General features: G+C 75.1%; 16 protein-coding genes. 8 read left to right on the top strand and 8 right to left on the bottom strand.

Annotated features, from left to right (window positions below):
- Positions 1 to 62 precede the first annotated feature (62 nt).
- Entirely contained in the window at positions 63 to 521 is a 459-nt protein-coding gene (locus ACFVHV_RS02940; RefSeq protein WP_359914760.1) for a MarR family transcriptional regulator, read from the top strand.
- Positions 522 to 684: 163 nt separating this feature from the next.
- Here ACFVHV_RS02940 and ACFVHV_RS02935 read toward each other — a convergent pair whose 3' ends face one another.
- Both ACFVHV_RS02935 and ACFVHV_RS02930 read right to left on the bottom strand, forming a co-directional pair.
- On the bottom strand, positions 685 to 2544 hold the full coding sequence (locus tag ACFVHV_RS02935) for an ATP-binding protein (RefSeq protein WP_380348389.1): 1860 nt from the start codon (positions 2542 to 2544) through the stop codon (positions 685 to 687).
- A 399-nt stretch (positions 2545 to 2943) separates the two neighbouring features.
- Positions 2944 to 4221: an acyl-CoA dehydrogenase family protein gene (locus tag ACFVHV_RS02930; RefSeq protein ID WP_380348387.1), complete on the bottom strand. Its 1278-nt coding sequence runs from the start codon at positions 4219 to 4221 to the stop codon at positions 2944 to 2946.
- Between the two features lie 411 nt (positions 4222 to 4632).
- On the opposite strand from ACFVHV_RS02930, the gene ACFVHV_RS02925 reads away from it, so the two are divergent.
- The 3 genes from ACFVHV_RS02925 (at position 4633) to ACFVHV_RS02915 (ending at position 10431) form a co-directional block, all read left to right on the top strand.
- Positions 4633 to 5706 (top strand): GAF domain-containing protein, encoded by a 1074-nt coding sequence (locus tag ACFVHV_RS02925; RefSeq protein WP_359914766.1) that lies wholly within the window; start codon positions 4633 to 4635, stop codon positions 5704 to 5706.
- A 269-nt stretch (positions 5707 to 5975) separates the two neighbouring features.
- A complete protein-coding gene (locus ACFVHV_RS02920; protein ID WP_380348385.1) occupies positions 5976 to 7622 on the top strand; it encodes a lipase maturation factor family protein in 1647 nt (548 codons plus the stop codon).
- A 352-nt stretch (positions 7623 to 7974) separates the two neighbouring features.
- Positions 7975 to 10431, top strand: coding sequence for a hypothetical protein (locus ACFVHV_RS02915; RefSeq protein WP_380348383.1), 2457 nt, complete (start codon positions 7975 to 7977; stop codon positions 10429 to 10431).
- A 175-nt stretch (positions 10432 to 10606) separates the two neighbouring features.
- Here the strand turns inward: ACFVHV_RS02915 and ACFVHV_RS02910 are convergent, their stop codons facing one another.
- Entirely contained in the window at positions 10607 to 11431 is an 825-nt protein-coding gene (locus ACFVHV_RS02910; RefSeq protein ID WP_359900375.1) for a helical backbone metal receptor, read from the bottom strand.
- A gap of 237 nt (positions 11432 to 11668) precedes the next feature.
- Between ACFVHV_RS02910 and ACFVHV_RS02905 the strand changes: the two genes are divergently transcribed.
- The 3 genes from ACFVHV_RS02905 to ACFVHV_RS02895 are packed head-to-tail and all read left to right on the top strand — an operon-like array spanning position 11669 to position 14676.
- On the top strand, positions 11669 to 12787 hold the full coding sequence (locus tag ACFVHV_RS02905; RefSeq protein WP_380348381.1) for an ABC transporter substrate-binding protein: 1119 nt from the start codon (positions 11669 to 11671) through the stop codon (positions 12785 to 12787).
- 3 nt (positions 12788 to 12790) lie between these two features.
- Entirely contained in the window at positions 12791 to 13879 is a 1089-nt protein-coding gene (locus ACFVHV_RS02900) for an iron ABC transporter permease (RefSeq protein WP_359900379.1), read from the top strand.
- Positions 13876 to 14676 carry an ABC transporter ATP-binding protein gene (locus tag ACFVHV_RS02895; RefSeq protein ID WP_359900381.1) on the top strand — a complete coding sequence of 267 codons (801 nt, stop codon included), beginning with the start codon at positions 13876 to 13878 and terminating at the stop codon, positions 14674 to 14676. The genes ACFVHV_RS02900 and ACFVHV_RS02895 overlap by 4 nt, the downstream gene beginning before the upstream one ends.
- An 18-nt stretch (positions 14677 to 14694) precedes the next feature.
- Here ACFVHV_RS02895 and ACFVHV_RS02890 read toward each other — a convergent pair whose 3' ends face one another.
- The 4 genes from ACFVHV_RS02890 to ACFVHV_RS02875 form a co-directional block, all read right to left on the bottom strand.
- Positions 14695 to 15696 carry an L-tyrosine/L-tryptophan isonitrile synthase family protein gene (locus tag ACFVHV_RS02890; protein ID WP_380348379.1) on the bottom strand — a complete coding sequence of 334 codons (1002 nt, stop codon included), beginning with the start codon at positions 15694 to 15696 and terminating at the stop codon, positions 14695 to 14697.
- A 124-nt stretch (positions 15697 to 15820) separates the two neighbouring features.
- A complete protein-coding gene (locus tag ACFVHV_RS02885) occupies positions 15821 to 17194 on the bottom strand; it encodes a cytochrome P450 (protein ID WP_380348377.1) in 1374 nt (457 codons plus the stop codon).
- 108 nt (positions 17195 to 17302) lie between these two features.
- A complete protein-coding gene (locus ACFVHV_RS02880; protein ID WP_380348375.1) occupies positions 17303 to 18676 on the bottom strand; it encodes an MFS transporter in 1374 nt (457 codons plus the stop codon).
- A gap of 260 nt (positions 18677 to 18936) precedes the next feature.
- On the bottom strand, positions 18937 to 19500 hold the full coding sequence (locus ACFVHV_RS02875) for a sigma-70 family RNA polymerase sigma factor (RefSeq protein ID WP_380348373.1): 564 nt from the start codon (positions 19498 to 19500) through the stop codon (positions 18937 to 18939).
- 55 nt (positions 19501 to 19555) lie between these two features.
- On the opposite strand from ACFVHV_RS02875, the gene ACFVHV_RS02870 reads away from it, so the two are divergent.
- Complete coding sequence (locus tag ACFVHV_RS02870; RefSeq protein ID WP_359900389.1) at positions 19556 to 19822, top strand: zf-HC2 domain-containing protein; 267 nt, start codon at positions 19556 to 19558, stop codon at positions 19820 to 19822.
- A gap of 311 nt (positions 19823 to 20133) precedes the next feature.
- Here ACFVHV_RS02870 and ACFVHV_RS02865 read toward each other — a convergent pair whose 3' ends face one another.
- Positions 20134 to 21069: a hypothetical protein gene (locus ACFVHV_RS02865; protein ID WP_380348371.1), complete on the bottom strand. Its 936-nt coding sequence runs from the start codon at positions 21067 to 21069 to the stop codon at positions 20134 to 20136.
- Positions 21070 to 21224 lie beyond the last annotated feature (155 nt).

Below are 21224 nucleotides of genomic sequence, written 5' to 3'. Positions count from 1 at the left end.
ACCTCGCACGGGGCCTCGTCCGGCACACGGCACGAGCAGCGCGACGGAAGGGTGGGCGAGCCATGGGAATCCGCGACGATGCGGCCGAGGTCCGGGCCAGCGGCTGGCGGACGCTCGCCGCGCTGCACGGGATGATCGACACCGCACTGGAGAAGGCGCTCCAGGCCGAGTTCAAGCTCTCGGTGGTCGAGTACACGGTGCTGGACGCGCTCTCCCGCCAGGACGGCTGGCACATGCGGATGCAGCAGCTGGCCCGCGCGGCGGCGCTGAGCAGCAGTGCGACGACCCGGCTGGTGAGCCGCCTGGAGGACCGGGGCCTGCTCAGCCGCTTCCTCTGCGCGGACGACCGGCGCGGCATCTACACCGAGCTGACGGCCGAGGGCCGTGACCTGCTGACGGCCGCCCGGCCGGTGCACGACGCCGCCCTGGAGGCGACGCTGGCCGAGGCCACCGAGGTCCCCGAGCTGGCCCCCCTGGTCGGGTCGCTCGCCGAGCTCCACCCGGTCCACACCAAGGCCTGAGGCGGAATCGGCCCGTTCGCTCGGGCCGGCGGGCCACCCGGGCCGGGGCCTCGCCGCCGCCCGGCGGCTTCGGGTCTCGTGCGCGGGAACGGGGTGAGCCGCCGCCCGGCGGGCCCGCTCGGCGTCCGGTGGTGATCGTGCAGGGGTCCGGTGCGCCGCGTCGTCACTGTTCGCCCCGGGGCACGTCCGACCCGGCGCCGAGGGCCCGCCGCGGCAGGACCCGGGGCGCGCTCGGTCCGCGGTCCGGGCCATCGCCCGTGTCGTCCTTCGGGCCGGTCCCCGGGTCGGTCCCCGGGCCGTCGGCGCGGCTGACGGCGGGCAGTCCGGCCGTGTGTCCCCCCGTGGGGCTGCCCGACAGGTCGTACATGCGCGGCAGTACGGGCCGGGGCACGACCACGGCGCCGGGCAGCCCGGGGATCTCGGCGCCGACCGCCAAGCCCCCGTTGGCGGGCGGCACATCGGCGCGGACGGCACCGGTGACACCGGCGACACCAGCGACCCCGGGAGCACCGGGGACACCAGCAGCACCGGCGACATCGCCGAGCCCTGCGGCGCCCGTGCGGGGGCCGTCCGTGGCGTAGGGGACAGGGGGAGCCCCGGGGAGGCCGAAGGGCCCCGGAGCCTGCTGGACCCCGCCCAGCGGCCCGCCGAGCCCCTCTGCCGCCGCGTCCGACGGTCCTGGCCCGAGGCCGTCGGGCCCGGGCCCGGGACCTGAACCGGAGCCGGACTGGCCGTCGGAGCCGGAACCGGAACCGGAACCCGAGCCGTCCTCGGCCCCCGCCTGCCCCGCCTGCCCCGCCTGCCCCGCCTGCCCCGCCTGCCCCGCCTGCCCCTCGGACACCGGAGCCCGGGTGATCCGGGCCCCCGACGGCAGCCCGGGCACCGCGGCCGGGTGTCCGGCCTGCTCCAGCAGCGCCGACGGCACCAGCACCACCGCCCGGGTGCCGCCGTACGGGGACGGCCGCAGCGAGACCCGGACCTCGTGCCGGGAGGCGAGGCGCGCGACGACGAACAGGCCGAGCCGCAGGTCGTCGCCGAGCGCGGAGACGTCCAGCTCGGGCGGGTCGGCCAGGTACGCGTTGAACCGCTGGTACTCCTGCTCGGTCATGCCGAGCCCGCGGTCCTCGACCTCGACCGCCAGGCCCTCCGCGACCTCCTGAGCCGAGACCTGCACCTGGGTGTACGGCGGGGAGAAGGTGGTGCCGTTCTCGATCAGCTCGGCGACCAGGTGGATGACGTCGGCGACGGCCTGCCCGTCGAGCGAGACGCGCGGCACGCCGTGGACGACGACCCGGGAGTAGCTCTCGGTCTCCGAGACGGCGCTGCGCAGCACGTTGACCATGGGCACGGCGTTGCGCCAGCGCCGGGCGGGCAGGGCGCCGCCGAGGATGACCAGGTTCTCGGCGTTGCGCCGCATCCGGGTGGCCAGGTGGTCGACCGCGAACAGTTCGCGCAGCAGTTCCGGGTCCTCGTGCTCGCGTTCGAGCGCGTCCAGCATGCTGATCTGCCGGTGGATCAGGATCTGGGTGCGCCGGGCGATGTTGAGGAAGACCTTCTTCGTCCCTTCGCGCCCCTGGGCCTGGTGGACGATGGCGGCGATCGCGGCCTGGCGGACGGCGGCGAGGCCCTCCGAGGTCTGCTGGACGTCGTCGCCGGCCCGCCGGGAGGGTGCCCAGACGGCCGGGGCGGGCACCTGCTCCCCGGCGCGCAGCCGTCCGACCACCTCGGGGATCTCCTGCTCGGCGAGCGCGAAGGTGTCGGCCCGCAGGCCGGACAGCCGCGCGGACAGGGCCCAGGCGGTCCGGACGCCACGGACCAGGCTGATCAGCAGCACCAGGGCGACGGCCGCGCTGCCGGCCAGCAGTGCGGTGCGCTGTCCGGAGTCGCGCAGCAGGTAGGCGGCGTAGCCCCAGGCGGCGGCGAGGCCCAGGCCGGGGACCAGTACGAGGGAGAGGAGCGGGCCGCGGAGCGAGCCGGACCGGCCGGCGCGGTGGCCCGTGCGGGGGGCCGGTATGCCTGGCATCTGATTCCTTGCTGCAGGGCCGAGTCGCGGGACCGGGACGCCGGTCCGGACCGGTGGGTCCGAGCGGCGGGGTCGATCCCGTACGGCGCGGCCGGGCTTCAGGGAGTCGGGGCCGGGGGTGCCGGAGCCGGTGACGTGCTGTCACTGCTCCGGCGCGGTGCAGCACGGCCGTCGACGGCACGGAACGCTATCAGCCCCGGGCGGCGTCGACGCAATATCAACTGGCCCGGCCCGATGGGTCGATGGCGTCGGAACGGGGTTCGGGCCGGAGGGTCCGCCGGTGCATCGCCGCAGCTCGCGGCCCTCGCCCCGATGGTGCCGACGGTTCCCGGAGGGCGGGGACAGCCCCCCGGGGAATTCGCCAGGAACAGGTCAAGTGTCGTTGTGGCGGGCGGGGCCTCAGCCCGCCAGTGGCATCGGCAGCACCCGTCCGCCCCTCCCCGGCGGCTTCTCCACCGAGGCCTCCCGCTGGGCGGCGAGCTCGCTCCAGGCCCAGCTGGTCAGGTCGGACAGCTCCGCCGACCACTGCTTGCCGTACGTGCCGGAGGCGAACTGCCCGAGCCGCAGCCGCTGGACGTCCGAGGTGCCGGCCGGCGGGTAGACGTGGGTGGCGTCCCGCAGGTAGCGCTCGATGCCGAACTCGGGCTGGAGGCCGCGGGCGGCGTGGATCTCCATGGCGTTGCGCGCGGAGTCAAGTGCGTACTCGGTGTTGATGAGCTTGGCGTTCATCAGCTCGGCGTCGCAGGCGCGGCCGTGGTCGAGCAGGTGGGAGGCGTGGTAGGCGGCGAGCCTGGCGGTCATCAGCCGGGACTGCATCTCGCCCAGCTTGAGCATGATGTTCGGGAGTTGGCTGAGCGGCTGGCCGTACAGGACGCGTCCCCCGGCGAACCGGACGGTGTCCTCGACGATCGCGGTGTGGATGCCGAGCGCGACGGCGGCGAGGTTGATCCGGCCGTAGAGGGTGGAGGAGGAGTAGGCGACGTCCAGCCCCTGTCCCTCCCGGCCGAGCCGGTTGCCGGCCGGGACGCGGCAGTCCTCCAGGAGGATCTCGCCGAAGCTGAAGCCGTGCAGCCCGCTCTGCGACCCGGGGGAGCCGGTGCGGAACCCTGGCCGGTCGCTCTCGACCAGGAAGGCGGACAGGCCCCGGCTGCCCTGGCCGGTGCGCAGGACCACGCCGTGCACGTCCCCGATGTGGGAGTTGCCGACGAACCACTTGCGGCCGTTGAGCACGTACTCGTCGCCGTCGCGCACCGCCGTGCCGGTCATCCCGAGCACGTGCCCGCCGGATTCCGGTTCGGTGACGGCGATGGTCGGCAGGCACTCCCCGGAGGCGAACTTCGGCAGCCACTTGCGGCGTTGGGCCTGGGAGCCGTAGTGGAGGACCTTGGCCACGCCCAGCTGGGAGGCCTGCGCGATCGAGCCGGCGGCCCCGCTGACCCGGGCCAGCTCCTCGATGATCACGGTCTTGGCGACGTGCCCCAGGCCGAGGCCGCCGAACTCCCGCGGGATCGTCACGCCGATCCAGCCCTGGCGGGCGATCTGCCGGGCCAGCTCGAACTCGATCTTCCGCTCGGCCTCCATCCCGGCCACCCGCGGACGCACCTCCTTCTCCGCGAAGTCACGGACCTCGGCGCGAAGCTCCTCGTGACGGTCGTCGGTGAAGTAGTCCATCGCCATGCTCCGGTCCTCTCGGTGTGTGCGGTGCCGTGCCTCCGTTCGTGCCGTCGATGCCGCTCCGGCAACCCCGCGGGGGGCGGTGGGTGTGCGGGAGTTCCGGCCGGTCGCCCCGGTGCGATCGGCGCATGCGTCACCGGGCGGTGTCCCGGTGGCGGGCATCGTCCGTGTCTTCGGCAGGGCTCATTGTTGTATGGGGTGCCGGGGCAGCCCAGAGTCGATCTTGGATTGGCGCGATTCGGCCCGTCCCCGTCCGGAGGGGTTTCGCCCCGGCCCCGGCCGGGAATCGATCTTCGCTTCCGTGACGGTCCGTCGACCGGTCGTTCACGTGCAGTTTTGACGGGCCATCGGCAAGGCTGAGGAACGGTCGATCGGGACGGTCCGGCTGTTCTGATGTCTGGTTACATGTGCGCCATGACTGATGTGATGAGCACTCAAGGCCAGTTCCCGGGTGCCTCCGGCGAGTCCGCGCGAACCCGCAGGCTGCGCGGCCTCGGGCTCAACGACCCGTCCGCGGACGAGGCCTTCGACCGCTTCGCCCACCTCGCAGCCAGTATCACGCGCGCTCCCATCGCGATGGTCAACTTCATCAATGACGAACGCCAGATGTTCCGCGGGCTCTACATTCCGCCAAGTTCGACCGATGCCAGGGCCGAGGACGGATCGTCCTGGGCGGACCGCGGCATCGCGTTCGACCTCCCCACCCGCGAGATGCCGCTGAGCCACGGCTTCTGCCCGCACGTCGTCGCCCAGCGCTCCCCCCTCGCCCTCGACGACATCCTCGCCTACCCCCGGTTCGCCGGGAACCCGGTGGTGGACGAACTCGGCGTCCGCGCCTACCTCGGCGCCCCGCTCGTCGACGACACCAACACCGTCATCGGCACGGTCTGCGTCCTCGACCGGGAACCCCGGCAGTGGGGGCGCGAGCGGCTGCGCGACATCCAGCACCTCGCCGAGGCGCTGCTCTCCGAGATCCGGCTGCGCGACAGCCTGCTCGCCCAGCGCCAGGAGATGTTCGCCGCCTTCGACGGCTCGCCGTTCCCCATCATGCTCACCGAGGGCCCGGCCCAGGAGATCCGGTACGCCAACGCCCAGCACACCGACACCTTCGGCGCGCCGACGGCCTACGGGACGATCGGCGCCGCCTACCCGCAGCTCGGCGCCGCCGGCCTCGAACAGACCGTCGTGGAGGCGTACCACACCGGTCGCACCGCCGTCCTCGACGGCGTCCGGATCGATTCCGCCCGTCCCGACGCGCAACGCGGACGGCAGGTGTTCAGCTTCACCTGCACCCCGCTGCGGGCCGCGCTCACCGGACGGATCAACGGCGTCCTCACCGTCGGCATGGACATCACCGCCCAGTCCCGCACCGAGGAGGAGCTCGGCACGCTGGCCGCCCTGCTCGTCGACCGGCTCCAGCAGAGCGGCGCCTCCGTGCCCGGCCGATCCGCCGTCGCCGGCGGGGCCGGACCCGGCCTGCCCGTCTGAACCCCGGCCGGGTGCGGACCGTCCACCACCGTGGCGGGGCGCCTCTCACCCCCGTGGAGAGGACCCCGTCACGCTGCCGTCCGGCGCCGGGAGCCCGCCGTCCGGCGCCGGGAGCCCGCCGGGAGCCCGCCGGGTGTCGTTCCCGTGCTCGTCCGTGTCCGCCCGGCGCTGCCGGAGGCCCGCCGCCCGGGCCGAGCGGGTGAACCCTCCCCGCTCCGCCGCCCCGACCGGGTCCGTGCCCGGGGCACCGGATGGTAGGCATGGGCCGCATGGACTGGTTCGCCGCCCCCGACTACTGGCTGAGCCGGCTGCTCGTCCAACGCCTGCTCGCCGCCCTCTACCTGATCGGATTCCTGGCCGCCGCCGGGCAGTTCCGCGCGCTCATCGGCGCCGACGGGATGCTGCCGGTGCCCCGCTTCACCGCCCGGGTCCCGTTCCGCCGGTCGCCCGGCCTGTTCCACCTCCACTACAGCGACCGGTTCTTCGCCGCCGGCGCCTGGAGCGGCGCCGCGCTCGCCGCAGCCGTCGCGGCCGGGCTCGGTGACGCCGTCCCGCTCTGGACGTCGATCCTGCTGTGGGCGGTGCTCTGGACCCTCTACCTCTCCATCGTCAACGTCGGGCAGACCTGGTACTCCTTCGGCTGGGAGTCCCTGCTGCTCGAAGCAGGCTTCCTCGCCGCCTTCCTGGGTGACGCCGACACCGCCCCGCCCACCCTGGTGCTGTGGCTGATGCGCTGGCTGGCCTTCCGGGTCGAGTTCGGCGCCGGACTGATCAAGCTGCGCGGCGACAGCTGCTGGCGCGACCTGACCTGCCTCCAGTACCACCACGAGACCCAGCCGATGCCCGGGCCGCTCAGCTGGTTCTTCCACCACCTGCCCGCCCCGCTGCACCGGGTCGAGGCCGCCGTCAACCACTTCGTCCAACTCGTCGTACCGGTCGGCCTGCTGTTGCCGCAGCCGGTCGCGAGCGGCGCGGCCTGCGCCGTCATCGCCACCCAGCTCTGGCTGGTGGCGTCCGGCAACTTCGCCTGGCTCAACTGGCTGACCATCGCCCTCGCCCTCGCCGCCGTCGAACCGGCCCGCCTCGGCCTGCCCGTCCACGCCCGCGCCTACCCCGGCACCCCGGTCTGGTACGAGGTGCTGGTGATCGCGCTGACCGCCGCCGTCCTGGTGCTCAGCTACTGGCCGGTGCGCAACATGATCTCCCGCGGCCAGGCCATGAACCGCTCCTTCAACCGCCTGCACCTCGTCAACACCTACGGCGCCTTCGGCAGTGTCAACCGGTTCCGCCAGGAGGTGGTGGTCGAGGGCACCGACGAGACGGTGCTCACCCCGCACACCGTCTGGCGCGAGTACGGCTTCAAGGGCAAGCCCGGCGACGTGCGCCGCCGCCCGCGCCAGTTCGCGCCCTACCACCTGCGGCTCGACTGGCTGATGTGGTTCGCCGGCATCTCCTCCGCCTACGCCCGCCCCTGGTTCCTCCCCTTCGTCGCCCGCCTGCTGTCCGGCGACCGGGCCACCCTGCGCCTGCTGCGCCACAACCCCTTCCCGGACGCCCCGCCGACCCACGTCCGGGCGACCCTCTACCTCTACCGGTTCACCGATTGGCGCGAACTGCGGGAAACCGGCGCGTGGTGGCACCGCACCGCGCTCAGCGAATACCTCGCGCCGGTCGATCTGCGGGCCCTCGGCCGGGCCGGCTACCGGCCGCCGCCCGGCCGGCCGGGCCCGGTACGGGGACGTGGCGTCCGGAAGGTGCCGATGGAGCGGTTCCGCCGGGGCCACCGTCGGGCCGAGGGCCGTCGTGAGGGCCCTCCCGACAGCCGTCGCGACGGCCGCGCCAACGGCCGCACCGGCGGCCGCACCGGCCGTCGGCCGGAGCCGCCTGTCGGAGGGCCGTGCGAGGAGCCACGGTGAACAGCCACGGTGAACAGCCGCAGTGAACAGCTGCAGTGAACAGCTGCGGTGGGTTCCGCGAGGAGGAGTCGCGAGGAGGAGCCGTGAGCAGCGGAGACACCCGTCCGGACCAACGCCCGACCACCCGGGCGGACCGCCCGAGTGGCGGCCAGGCGGGCGGTATGGCACACGACACCCGCCCGTCGGGGCGGTGGGTGCGTGCAAGCCTCGAACGGGCACCCGTATTCTGGGCGTCCACAACCGGCAGCCCGCCCGCGCGCCCCCCAGCCCCGCCTCAGGGGCGACCCCGCGCAACCGGTCCGCCGCCCCCTCGCCGCCAGCCCCGCCGTCGTCGCCCAGAACCGGACCTCACATGACAGTGCTTCACTCGCGCAACGCCGACGCAGCCGACCCGGCGGACGTCGCCGACGCCGCAGACGTCAAGGACCCCCAGGACGCCGCCGCGGAGCCCGACCTCCGCGAGGACCTCGGCCGCTACGCCGAGCTCGGGGCCTTCACGCTCACCGCCGAGACCCACGCCTGGTACGCGGCCGTCGACACCGTCGCCACCCCCGAGGACGCCCGCGCCGCCTCCACGGCCCTCGCCGAACTGCGCGGCAGCGACCTCCAGCAGACGTGGGAGGCCGTCACCGCCCTCGCCGCCGACGTCAAGCTGGACGAGCCCGACACCGTCGCCAAGACCGCGCTGCTGGTCGAGATGCTCCAGCGGGTGCACCGCACCTCCACGGCCCTCTTCCCCGCCGCGTACGACGCCGACCTCGGCGCCCTCGCCGCCGCCACCGCCGACAGCACCTGGCGCCGCGAGAACGGCGTCAAGCTCTCCTGGCTGCGCGGCCGCTCGCTGCGCAAGCAGGCCGTCGCACTCGCCACCGACCGCCGCATCCGCCGGGAGGACCTGCACGAGGCCCTCACCTCCGCCGAGATCGAGCGCCGCGCCTGGGCCGCGCTCGCCCCGGCCGGCACCCTCCCGCGAGTGCCCGGCGACGCCGCCCTGGTCGACCGCACCGCCCAGGCCTTCGAGGCGATCAACACCGGCCTGCGCGGCCTCGCCCGCCTGCTGCCCGACCACGACCTGGACGGGCTGCCCTTCGCCGAGCTGATCGACCTGGTCGAGCGGCTCGCCGCCGACGAGGGCACCCTCTACCGCCTGCCCACCATCCGCGGCCTGCGGGTCGGCCTGGAGGAGGCCGGCCTCGCCGACCTGCTCGCCGAACTCGCCGCAGCCAAGGCCGACCGCCGCGCCGCCGAGGCCGCGTACACGGCCCGCCAGGCGCTGGTCGCCGGGCAGCGGGACGGGCTCGGGGAGAAGGCCACCGCCACGGGGGACGCGGCGATCGAGGAGCAGCCCGAGGCCGAGGACGCTGCCGAGGCGACGGACGAGGTCGCTCCCGAGGCCGCTGCCGAGGTCGACGGCGAGGCCGGTGCCGAGGAGGTTGTGGCCGAGAAGGCCGGGACCGAGGAGTCGGCGGACCTGGCTGACGCCGAGGCGGCTGCCCTGCAGGCGCTGGCCGGTGGGCAGCGGGACGGGCTGGGAGAGAAGGCCCCGGCTCCGGCGACCGCTCCTGCGGAGGAGGCCGACGAGGCCGCCACGGCGCCCGCGGCCGCTGAGGCAGAGGCCGAGGTCGAGGCCGAGGTCAAGCCTGAGGTCGAGACCGAGACCGCGACCGAGGCCAAGGCTGAGACCGAGACCGAGGTCGAGGCCGAGGCCGAGATCAAGCCTGAGGTCGAGGCCGACGCCGAGGTCGAGGCGGAGACGCCGTCGGACACGGGTGTCGTGGCCGAGGAGCCGGCGACGGAGCAGGCCGACGAGGAGGCCCAGGCCGCGGTGGTCACCCTCCCGGCGCCCTCCCCGGCGGCCGACGACCTGATGGCGGCCGCGACCGCCGCCCTGGCCGAGGCCGTGGACGAGACCCCGGCGGAGACGGAACCGGAGGCCGACCCGGCCGCCGAGGTCGTTGAGGCCGTTGAGGTCGAGGAGCCCGCCGCCGAGGTCGTGGCCGAGGAGCCGGTCGCTGAGGTTGCGGCCGAGGCTGAGACCGTGGTCGAGGTCGCGCCGGTGGCCGAGACCGAGCCTGAGCCCGTCGTGACGGAGCCCGAGGTGACGGAGCCCGCCGTCGAGGAGCCGACCGCCGAGGTCATCGACGTCGTCGAGGCTGAGGCGAACGTGGTGGAGGAGCCCGCCGCCGAGACCGATGCGCCGGCGATCGAGACTGCCGAGAGTGCCGCCGAGGTCGCGGCCGAGGCTGAGGTCGAGGTCGAGCCGGTGGCTGTCGCGGTGGAGCCCACCGTCGACGAGCCGGCCGTGGAGGTGGACGAGCCTGCCGTTGAGGCCGAGGCCGAGGCCGAGGCCGAGACGGCTGAGGCCGTGGTCGCCGAGGCGGCTGCCGAGCCCGAGCCGGTCACCGAGCCCGAGCCCGCCGTTGAGGTCGCGGCCGAGCCCGAGCCCGAGGCTGTTGCCGTGGAGGCGGCGGAGCCGGTGGTCGAGGCCGAGGAGCCTGCCGTCGCGCCCGAGCCCGAGCCGGCCGTTGAGGTCGCGGCCGAGCCCGAGCCCGTCGCCGCTGCCGAAGCCCCCGCCGCCGAGCCGGAGGCCGACGTCCGTCCCGTGAAGCCGGACTTCACGCCCGGTCGCCCCGTGACCGCCTACTCCGCCGACGAGCTGCTCGCCGTCGTGCGGTGGGTGGACGGCGACGGCGTCGAGCGGACCGACGAGGAACTGCTGCGGGCGGCCATGAAGGAGCTGGGCTTCGCCCGCCTCGGTCCCCGGATCAAGGAGGCGCTGGGCGCCGCCGTCACCGCCGCGCGCGGCTGACGAAACAAGCCGGCAAGGCCACACGGCCACACGGCCGCAGGGCCCGGGACGCGAACACGCGTCCCGGGCCCTGTCACGTTCCGGGGCACCCGCCCTCAGTCGGCGCTTTCCTCCCGCCCTCGCTCGACCCTCGTACCCCGGTGTCACCGGCGGCCGTCGGTGAGTGGCGGTCGTCCTACGAGGCGCCCGCTCCGCCGCCCGGACCGTACGGGTGGTCGAGGGCCTGCCGCAGCACGGCGGGGGCGGTCACCAGCGAGGGGCCGTACCAGGTCAGGTGCCGTCCGCTGACCAGCGCCGCCGGCGTGCCCGGGAACGCCTCCGGGCCGTCCTCGGCGGTGAAGCGGTACGGCTCGTCCGGCAGGACGACCAACTCGGGTCGGCAGGCGAGCAGTTCGGGCAGCGGAACGGCCGGGTAGCGCTCGGGGTGGTCGGCGTGGACGAGCCGCAGGCCCAGGCGGCGCAGCAGGTCCCCGGCGAAGGTGTCGCGGCCGAGGACCATCCACGGGCGGCGCCAGATCGGCACGACGGTCCGCGGGCCGTCGCCCAGCGCGGGAGTTCCGCCGCTCCCGACCGGGGCCCAGGCCGCCTCCGCCTCGTCCAGCCAGGGCGGCCTGGGCAGTCCGCAGGCGGTGGTCAGCAGCCGGTGCAGGGAGCTGAGGGCGTCGTCCAGGGTGCGGATGTCGGTGACCCAGACCGGGACGCCGGCCGCCCGCAGCGCGTCCAGGTCGGGGCGCCGGTTCTCCTCGTCGTTGGCGAGGACGAGGTCCGGTGCGAGCGCGAGGATGCGCGGGACGTCCGGGTTCTTGGTGCCGCCGATCCGGGTGACGGACAGGTCGGCGGGGTGGCTGCACCAGTCGGTGGCGCCGACCAGCAGTCCGGGCGCGGTGGCGGCGACCGCCTCGGTCAGCGAGGGCACCAGCGAGACCACCCGGCGGGGCGGACGCGGCCCGAGCCGGACGGGGAGGTCGAGGTCGTCGCGCGGGACGGTGGGGGCGGCCATCCGGCCAGCCTACGTCCGGCTCCGGGGCGAGGGGGCGCGCCGACGACGACCGGTCGCGAATCGCGGGGAACCCATCGGCCCGGCCGCCCGACTACCTGGTCCGGGTCCGCAGTACGGGCCTTCGGCACGACCAGCCACGACCCACCCACGACCACCCACGACAAGCACCGAGCACGGTCACCAGCGCGGTCACCAGCACCGTCACCGAGCACGGTCACCGACCAGGAGAGAGTTGTCATGCGCCCTCGCGTCGCCTGCGGAATCGCAGCCGCCGTCGCCCTGTTCGCCACGGCCTGCGGAAGCGGGACCGGGGGCGGGCCGAGCGCCTCCGTCACCGTCCGGGACGACCCGGGCGGTGGCTTCCCCGTCAAGGTCGCCGACTGCGCGGGCAAGGAGACCAGCATCGCCAAGGCGCCCGCCAGGATCGTCACCAGCAACGCCGCCGGCCTGGAGCTGATGCTCCAACTCGGCGCGGGCGAACGGGTTATCGGCACCGGCTTCCCGCCCGGCAAGGGCACCCTGCCCGCCGCCGTCGCCGAGCAGGGCGCCAAGGTGCCGGTGCTCGGGGACAAGGGCATACCCAAGGAGAAGCTGCTCGGCTCCGGCGCCGACCTCTACGTGGACACCTTCGGCGCGATGCCGATGATGGGCGGTGGCGCCACCGGGCCGAGCGAGGAGGAGTACGCGGCGGCCGGCATCCAGCACGTGTACCTGCTCTCCACCGCCTGCGCCGGGACGCCGAAGGCCGCCAAGGCGCCGCGCACCGACCTCGCCGGGATCGAGGAGGACGTCCGCCGGCTGGGCGCCGTGACCGGCACCGCCGCGCGGGCGGAGGAACTGGTCGCCGGGATGGAGAAGCAGCTCGGCGAGGTCCGCACCGCGCTCGCCGCCGTGCCGGAGGGGCAGCGGCCGAGCTACTTCGTCTTCGACTTCGACGCCGGTACCAAGCAGCCGGTGGCGGTCTGCGGCCGGCAGGTCGCCAACGCCGTGATCACCCAGGCCGGGGCTCGCAACGTGTTCGCCGACTGCGACGCCGACTTCAAGCCCGGCTCCTGGGAGGACGTGGTCGCCAAGAACCCCGACTGGATCCAGCTGGCCGTGCGCAACCGGGGCAGCGAGGAGGCCACCCGCAAGGCCTTCGACGAGGCCGAGGCCTTCCTGAAGGGCTTCCCCGCGACCCAGGGCCTGAAGGCCGTCCAGGAGGGGCACTTCGTCCGGCTCGGCTCCGAGGTGACCACCATCGCGGGGGTGCGCAACGCCGAGGCCGTCCGGCAGATCGCCGTCACCGTCCACCCGGACCTCGTCAAGAGCCCGGACCCCGCGAAGAGCCCCGCCCCCGTCAAGAGCGGGCAGTAGCCGGTGACGTCGGCCATCGCTCGCAACGAGCGCGGCGAAGCCCGCCCGGCCCGCACCCTGCGGGCCGGGCCGCTGGCCGCCGCCCTCGCCGTCGCCCTGGTGCTCGCGCTGACCGTCGCCGTCTCGCTCGGCTCGGTGGACGTCCCGCCCGGCGAGGTCTGGTCGGTGGTCGCCCGCCGGCTCACCGGCCGGGCCCCCGAACCCGGCACCCGCGACCTCATCGTCTGGCAACTGCGCGTCCCGCGCGCCCTGTTGGCGGCCGTGGTGGGCGCCGGACTCGGCCTGGTCGGCACCGCCGTGCAGGCCCTGGTCCGCAACCCGCTCGCCGACCCCTACCTGCTCGGCATCTCCTCCGGCGCCTCGCTGGGTGCGGTCGCCGCCATCGTCCTCGGCACCACCCTCGGGCTCCAGCTCTCCTTCGGCAGCGCGCTCGGCCTCACCGTCTCCCTGGCGGCGTTCGCCGGCGCGCTCGCCGCGTTCTCGCTGGTCTGGCTGATGGCCCGGCGCGGTGGCGGCTTCTCGCCGCTGCGGCTGGTCCTCGCGGGCATCGGCATCGCCCAGTTCCTCGGCGGCATCACCAGCTACCTGGTCCTGCAGACCCGCGACGAGCAGCAGACCAGGGGCGTGCTGTTCTGGCTGATGGGCAGCCTCGGCGGCGCCGTGTGGGCCCAACTCGCCGTCCCCGCCGTCGCCGTGGCGCTCGGACTGGCCCTGCTCCAGGCCCGCGCCCGGGGGCTCAACGCGATGCTGATGGGCGACGAGACGGCCGCCGGGCTCGGCGTGGACGTCACCCGGCTGCGCCGCGAGGTCTTCGTGGTCACCAGCGTGCTCACCGGGGTGCTGGTCGCCGTCTCCGGGGCGATCGGCTTCGTCGGGCTGATGGTGCCGCACGTGTGCCGGCTGCTGGTCGGCGGCGACCACCGGCGGCTGCTGCCGCTGTCCGCGCTCACCGGGGCGCTGCTGCTGGTCGTCGTCGACACGGTGGCCCGCACCGCCCTGGACGGCCAGGAACTGCCGATCGGCGTGGTCACCGCCGTCCTCGGCGCCCCCACCCTGCTCTACCTGCTGGATCGACGACTGGAGCGCAGTTGAGGATCGCCGTCGAGGACCTGAGCGTCGCCCTGGCCGGCCGGACGGTGCTGGCCGGGGCCAACCTGATCGCCGAGGAGGGGGAGATCGCCGGACTGGTCGGACCCAACGGCAGTGGCAAGTCCAGCCTGCTGCGCACCGTCTACCGGCACCTGCGGCCCAGCGCCGGCCGGGTGCTGCTGGCCGGGCGGGACCTCGCGGAGCTGCGGCCCGCGCAGTCCGCCCGGCACATCGGTGCACTGCCCCAGGAGCGCGGCGGGGACTTCGAGTTGAGCGTCCGCGAGGTGGTCGCGATGGGCCGCACCCCGTACAAGCGGGCCTTCGCGGCCGACGACGCCGAGGACCACCGGATCACCTCCGAGGCGCTGACCAGGGTCGGCATGGCCGAGGCCGTCGACCGACGGTTCGCCCAGCTCTCCGGCGGTGAACGGCAACGGGTGCTGCTGGCCCGGGCGCTCGCCCAGCAGCCGGACGTCCTGGTGCTGGACGAGCCGACCAACCACCTGGACGTCCGGCACCAGGTGGAGCTGCTCGCCCTGCTCCGGGAGCAGCGCCGCACCACCCTGGTCGCCCTGCACGACCTCAACGCCGCCGCCTCGGTCTGCGACCGGCTGCACGTCCTGCACGGCGGCGCCCTGGTGGCCTCCGGGACACCGCGCGAGGTGCTGACCGCCGAGCTGCTGGCCGAGGTCTTCGGCGTACGGGCGGCAGTGGTCGAACACCCCCTCACCGGCGATCCGTTGATCGCCTTCGACCACCGGTCCCCGGCAGCGGCGCAGGCGGCCGTGCCGGGGCGGTAGCCCGTACCGGCGCTCCTGCTAGTGGCACTCGTAGTGGCTCGGCCGACCGTCCCGCAGGACCAGCCGGCCGAGCCGCGCGGCCTCCGCGCTGCGCAGCAACTCGCGCTCGCCGCCGGCGCGGTGGAGCACCGCGGAGTGCCAGGGCGTGATCCAGGCGTCGGCCGCCGCCAGCAGCCGGATGCCGAACTTGGACGCCCCGGCCGGCTGCGGGTGGATGGAGAGCCGGACGGCGCGCGGGTGGTGCTCGGCGATCAACTCGCCCCAGGCGCGGCTGCGCTGGATCACGCCGTAGGCGCGGCGGCGGCACTCCCGCTGGAGGGCGGAGCGGGTGCCGGTGAAGCCGACGGTGTCCTCGGTGAGGAAGCGGGTGATGCCCCGGTAGAGCCGCAGGGTCTCCTCCTCGGTCAGCACCTGTTCGCGCAACTCCTCGACGCTCGGCGCGTACCGGGCGTGCACCCGGGCGCGCTTCTCGTCGTACGGGAGGTCGCCGAGGACGGCCCGCAGGTCGAAGGTGTCGAGGCGGGTCAGGCCCTCGCGGGCGATCATGGCGGTCAGGGCGTCCGAGTAGGCGTCTATGTGGTCGTCCGGGACGTCGATCAGGTCGCCGAAGATGTGCCCGTCCGAGCAGATCAGGATCCGGGCGCCGGGCGCGTACAGACGGCCGATCTCGGCGCACAGCCCGTCGAGGAAGGTCAGTGACAGCCGTTCGCCCTCGTCCGGCAGGTGACCGAGCACCTTCGCGGGGTTCGGCGACTTGCAGGGGAAGCCGGGCAGGGTCAGGACGATCGGTTCGCCGGCGGTGATGAAGTCCGCCAACTGGGCCAGCTGGAGCGGGAAGTGCTCCGGGCGGGCGTCGAGCTCCGGGTCCGCGGCCCGGCGGTGCGGCAGCAGCAGGCCGAGGACGCGGGCGGCGAGCCGCTCGGCCGAGGGGCGGTCCGAGGGGCGGTCCGCGGGGTCGGTGGCGGTGGAGACGGCGGTGGCAGGGGTGATGGCGGCAGGGGCGGTGCCGACGGGCGGCATGGGGGTCCTCCACGGAAGGTGGTGCGGTGCGGCTTCGGGCGTCAGGTGTCGGGCTCCGGGCGGTCGGAGCCGGGGCGTGTGATCGGGGGCGCGATGTGCCCCGGGGGTGCGAGGCGCCCGGGGGTCAGCGGCGCTGGTCGTAGGCGACCGGCAGCCGGTTCACTCCGCGCGCCAGGACGGCGGGAACCCAGGCCAGGTCCGCCAGACCGTCGCCGGGCGCCTCGGCCGGGCGCAGGCCGGGCAGCCGGGTGAGCAGGGTGGCGAGGGCGACCTGGAGCTCGGCCCGGGCGAGTGCGGCGCCGGGGCAGTAGTGGATGCCGTGGCCGAAGGCCAGGTGGGCGTTGGGGGTGCGGTCCAGGTCGAGGCGGTCGGGATCGGGGAACTGCTCGCCGTCGCGGTTGGCGGCGCAGAGCGAGACGATCACGGAGTCGCCGGCCGGGACGACGGTGCCGAACAGGTCGCTGTCCTCGGCGAAGAACCGCCAGGTGGTGAGCTCGAACGCGGCGTCGTGGCGCAGCAGTTCCTCCACCGCCCGGGCGAGTCGGTCGGGCTCGTCGACGCCCTCGCGCAGCCGGGCGAGCTGCTCGGGGTGGCGCAGCAGGGTGACCAGCATGGTGGTGATCTGGTTGGTGACCGGCTCCTGCCCGGCGACCAGCAGCTGGAAGACCATCGAGTCGAGCTCCGCGCGGCTCAACTCGCCGGCGTCATGGGCGTGGACGAGCCGGCCCAGCAGGTCCTCCCGGGCCACCCAGCCGGGCTCCCCGCAGTCGACGCGCTTGCGGGCGACGACATCGGCGATGTACGTCTGGAGGCCGCGCAGCCGTGCCTCGTACGCCGGTCGGCCGGGGTCCTGCGGGCCGACCGGCTGGACCACCTTGCCCCAGTCCCGGTCGAAGCGCTCGGCCAACTCGGGCGGCAGGCCGATGACTTCGGCGAGCACCCGGAAGGGGTAGTGGGCCGCGAAGCCCGCCACCAGGTCCGCGCCGCCGGACTGCGGCAGTTCGTCCACCAGCGCGTCGGCCAGCTCCTGGAACCGGGGGCGAAGCGACTCCACCCGGCGCGGGGCGAAGGCGTCGAGCACGAGCCGGCGCATCGAGGTGTGCTTGGGCGGGTCCTGGTGGAGCAGATGGACCTGGAGCTGCGAGTGCTGCGGCTCGGGCATGATCGACGCGAGGCGGCGCCAATTATCGTTGCCCAGGCTGTGGTTCTTGCCAAGGCGGGGGTCGTTGAGGGCCGCGTGGGCGGCCCGGTGGCCGGTGACCAGCCAGGCGTGGATGCCGCTCGGGAACTCCACCCGGTGCACCGGCCCGGCCTCGCGCATCCGTCGGTAGAGCGGGTACGGGTCGCGCTTGTACGCCGGGCCGTACAGCGGGACGGGGGAGGGGAGCCGGTCGTACCCGTACGGGCAGCGCGGGGCTTCGTCGTCGGCGGTGGCGGCCGGGGCGGTGGCCGTGTCGGTGATCGAGTCGGTAATCGAGGCGAGGCTCGTGTCGGTCATCTGGGGGGTCCTTCGATGCGGGGCGATGCGGGCCGATGCGGTGTGTTGGGGCGTGTTGTGGATGCGGGGCGGAGCGGGGGCGGATGCGGGGCGGGCGGTGCGGGGTGCTCAGGCCTCGGGGCGGCGGTGCGGGGCGAGCAGGGCGACGGCAGTGGCCGCGACCATGGCGGCCAGGGCGATCCCGGCGCGCGTCCCGGTGGTGTCGTGGGGCGCGGCGAGCGCGGCGGCGGTGCCGAGGGCCGGGCCGAGCGCGAAGCCGAGGCTGCGGGCGAGTTGGACGGCGGAGCCGGCGGTGGCGAGCTTCCCGGGCGGGGAGGCGGACATCACCAGGGCCTGGGTGGGGCCGCCGTTGAGGCCCATCCCGGCGCCGGCGAGGGCGAGTCGCGCGGCGATGTCGAGGGCGGACCAGCTCGGGTCCAGCGGGGCGAGCAGGGCCAGGCCGAGGGCGGTGACGGCGGCACCGGTGAGCGCGGTCGGGCGGGCGCCCCAGCGGTCGGCCAGCCGGCCGCCGACCCGGCCGGCCAGCACCATGCCGAGCGGGAACGCCAGCATGGTGAGTGCGGTGGCGGTGGCGCTCTCGCCCCGGGGTCCGCGCAGGTGCTGGGCGAGCAGGTAGTGGCAGGCCGCGAATCCGGCGGCGAGGGCCAGCACCGAGGCGTTGGCGCCGGCGGTCCCGGCGGCCCGAAGTACCTCGGCCACCGGCCGGCCGCCCGGGCGGCGAAGCCAGAGCAGCACCAGCGGTACGGCGGGCAGGGCGAGCAGCAGCCACAGCGGCGTCCGCGGGGCCAGGGTGAGCCCGAGCAGGGTGGCGGCCACGGCGGCGCCGATCAGCGCGGCGTCGCCGAGCGAGGACCGGTCGGGCGGTCGCAGCCCGCCGCGGCGCGGGGCGTGGCGCCGCACGATCAGGACGGCGGCCAGGCAGACCGGCAGCTTGACGAGGAAGATCGCCCGCCAGCCCAGGTGGTCGAGCAGCAGCCCGCCGAGCACCGGCCCGGTGACGGCGCCGAGCGGACCGAGCGTCGCGGGCACGCTCATCGCCCGGCCGCGCAGCTCGGGCCGGACGGAGGTGGCGGCGAGCACCGGCATCAGGACGAAGAGCACGGCCCCGAAGGCGCCCTGGAACAGCCGTGCCGCGATCAGCCACCCGGCCCACGGGGCGCAGGCCGCCAGCACGCTGCACAGGGCGAAGCAGCCGACGGCGAGCAGCAGGGCCGAGCGGGTGCCGACCTGGTCCAGCCATCGCCCGGCGGGCAACAGCAGGGCGACGAGCGGAAGTTGGTACCCGAGGGCGGCCCACTGGGCGACCCCGGGGGAGACGTGCAGGCCGGCCGAGATGTCGGTGAGCGCGAGGTTGACCACGTTCATGTCGAGCATCGCGACGAAGGACAGCAGGCCGGCGGCCACCACCAGGCTCCAGCGGTCCACCGGCTCGTGCTGATGGTTCGTCAGATTTTGGGTGGTCGGGGGTGGTTGCACTGTCATGAAGTCCCTCCGTCTCCCGTGCTGCCGGATCGGACGCCGCCTCGGCGGCGGGGTCCGGTACAGCAGTCGGTGGCGCAGGGGCTCCGGTTCCGAACACCTGGGGGATTTCTTGCGGAGGTGCGGCGCGGGTGACAACTTTCAGCGAACAGATGACAGATTTCGAAATCTGTCATCTGTTCGCTGTCGGTTGTTCGCCGTCGGCTGTCGATCGTTCGCCGCTCGCTCGCTCGCCCGCCGACGGCCCGTCGTCCTCCCGCCGCTCAGCAGGCGGTCGCGAGCTCCCCGGCCTCGGCGGCGCGCAGGCGGGCCACCAGTTCCTCCCGGGCGCGGGCGACTCGCGAACGGACCGTTCCGACGGGGCAGCCGGCGACCTCGGCCGCCTCGGCATAGCTCAGGCCGACCACCTGCGTCAGCACGAAGGCCTCCCGCCGCTGGGCGGGCACCCGGTCGAGCAGATCGCCGAGCGCGATGCCGTCCTCGAACCCGGCCGTCGGTGTGCCGCCCTGCCGCTCCGCCGCCTCCTGCCAGTCCGGCAGTGCCGCGCAGCGCGGCCGGGCGGCGGCCATCCGGTACCGGTCGATCACCGTGCGCCGGGCGATCGACAGCAGCCAGGTCCGGGCCGAGGAGCGCCCCGCGAACGCGGGCAGGCCGCGCAGGGCGCGCAGGAACGTCTCCTGGGCGAGGTCGTCGGCGGACTGCACGTCGGTCAGGTGGGCGACGAAGCGCCAGACGTCCCGCTGGGTCGCCCGGACGAAGGCCTCGACGTCGGCCGCCCGTCCGGAGCGGGCGGTCAGTGCCAGCGCGGTGAGCTGATCGTCATCCACGGTGGCCCCCCACCCGGCCGGTCCCGGCATCATGGCCGTGCGGGACGATGGTCATATGAGATGCGTGCAGTTTCGGACAGCTTTGTCCGCCCGGCTCGACGGCGAACCGAGCGGCCTGCCGGAGGTGCGGCTGGACAAGCACGTCGCGCGCTGCCACGGCTGCCGGGAGTGGCTGGCCCGGGCCGAACAGCTGCGCGCTCGGGTTCGGGCGGGCGCTGCCGACGGGCCCTCGCCCGAGTGGTCGGCCCGGCTGCTGGCCGGCCTCGGCGAGGACCGGCCGGGAGATCGTGCTCCGAACGGTCCGCAGGCCGTCGAGCGGTAGGCGCGGCCAGGGCGCCCGGAGGGGCGGGAACGGCAGGACGGGGGCGCCGGCCGGAGCCGGTGCGCCGTCGAAGTGAGGCATGGGAAGGTCCCGAGGGGAAGGCGGGGACGGCACCGCGCAGCGCGGCACCGTCGGCGTCCGGGGGCAGCCGCGCGGCACGCCGGCCCTGAGGGGGCGCGGCGGCGGACGCGGGCCCGCGCCCTGGCGGTACGACGGCACAAGGGCTTGGCCGTACGGCAGGGCGACCTGCCCGTCGCGAGAGTCCCGACGGCCGGGAGGCGGCCGGGGTGAGAAAGGGTGCGGCGGGCGCGTCAGCAGGCGAGGGCGAACGCCGGCGGCCCACGCCGGACCACGGCATGCGTGAGCAGCACCGACCGGGGCGGCCGGGCCCGGTCGTCGACCGGGCGGGGCGGCGCCGGGGCCCGGTGGCCGAAGGGGCGCGCGAACAGTGCCAGCAGCGGGAGCAGCAGGGCCCCCGCGACCACCGCGCCGAGCGCGCCGAGCAGCTCGAAGAGCCGGACCAGTGCCGCGTCGCCGCGCCAGAGCAGGAGCGCACACGCCAGCGCGGCGAGCACGTGGGCGGCGGTCATCCCCGGCGACATGCCGTGGGACATCCCGTGCGCCATGTCGTGCGCCGGTCCCTGCGTCGAACCGCCGACCAGAACCTGCGCCGCGTCGTACGACCCGTCACCGTGGAACGTTCCGTCCGGCATCGTGTGCGGCCCTGCGGGCATGCCGGTCGTGCCTGCCATCCCGGTCGTCCCGGACAGGTCGGGGTGCACGGCCGTCGGGCCCGACGCCCCGTGGTGCGTTCCCGCCATCGGCCGCAGGCTGCCGGTGAGCGGCGGGACGTCCGGGTCGATTCCGGCCATCCGTGCCAGCTCGACCGGGGAGAGCCCGCCGGGCGCCCGGTCCGGGTTGCAGAGCAGGAGGGCGGCCCAGTCCGTGGCGGCGAGTCGGTCGAGGCCGCCGCCCCCTCGGGAAAGCGCCCCGGCCTGTTCGAACAGCTGGTGCAGCGCGGTCTGCGCCACGACCATCCAGAGGCTGATCACCCCGAGTCCGCGCCGCTTTCCGGCGAGCAGCCAGGTCAGCCCGAGGACCGCCCCGAACCCACCGGCCAGCACCCTCGGCGAGACCCCGGGCCCGGCCATGGCGACGTGCGCGGTGGCGGCCATCGCTACGCACAGCGCGGCGAAGACCACGGCGCGCAGCAGGCGGATCCGGTCGGTCATCACGATGGCACTCATCGTCGCACCCGCCCTGCCCGGCCCGTACCGCACCCTCCGGTCATGGCCGGTTCTGTGCCGTGAGACCATGCCCGGCCGCCCGCCCCGCGGCCCGCCGGACCGCCGCCCGGACCGCCGCCCAACCCGGCCCATCGGCCCGGCGCGCCGGACCGAGC

The sequence above is a fragment of the Kitasatospora sp. NPDC127116 genome, assembly GCF_042677365.1.
GTDB lineage: Bacteria > Actinomycetota > Actinomycetes > Streptomycetales > Streptomycetaceae > Kitasatospora > Kitasatospora lactacystinica.
The sequence above is the reverse complement of the archived record's forward strand: the minus strand, read 5'-3'. Positions and strand labels throughout refer to the sequence as shown.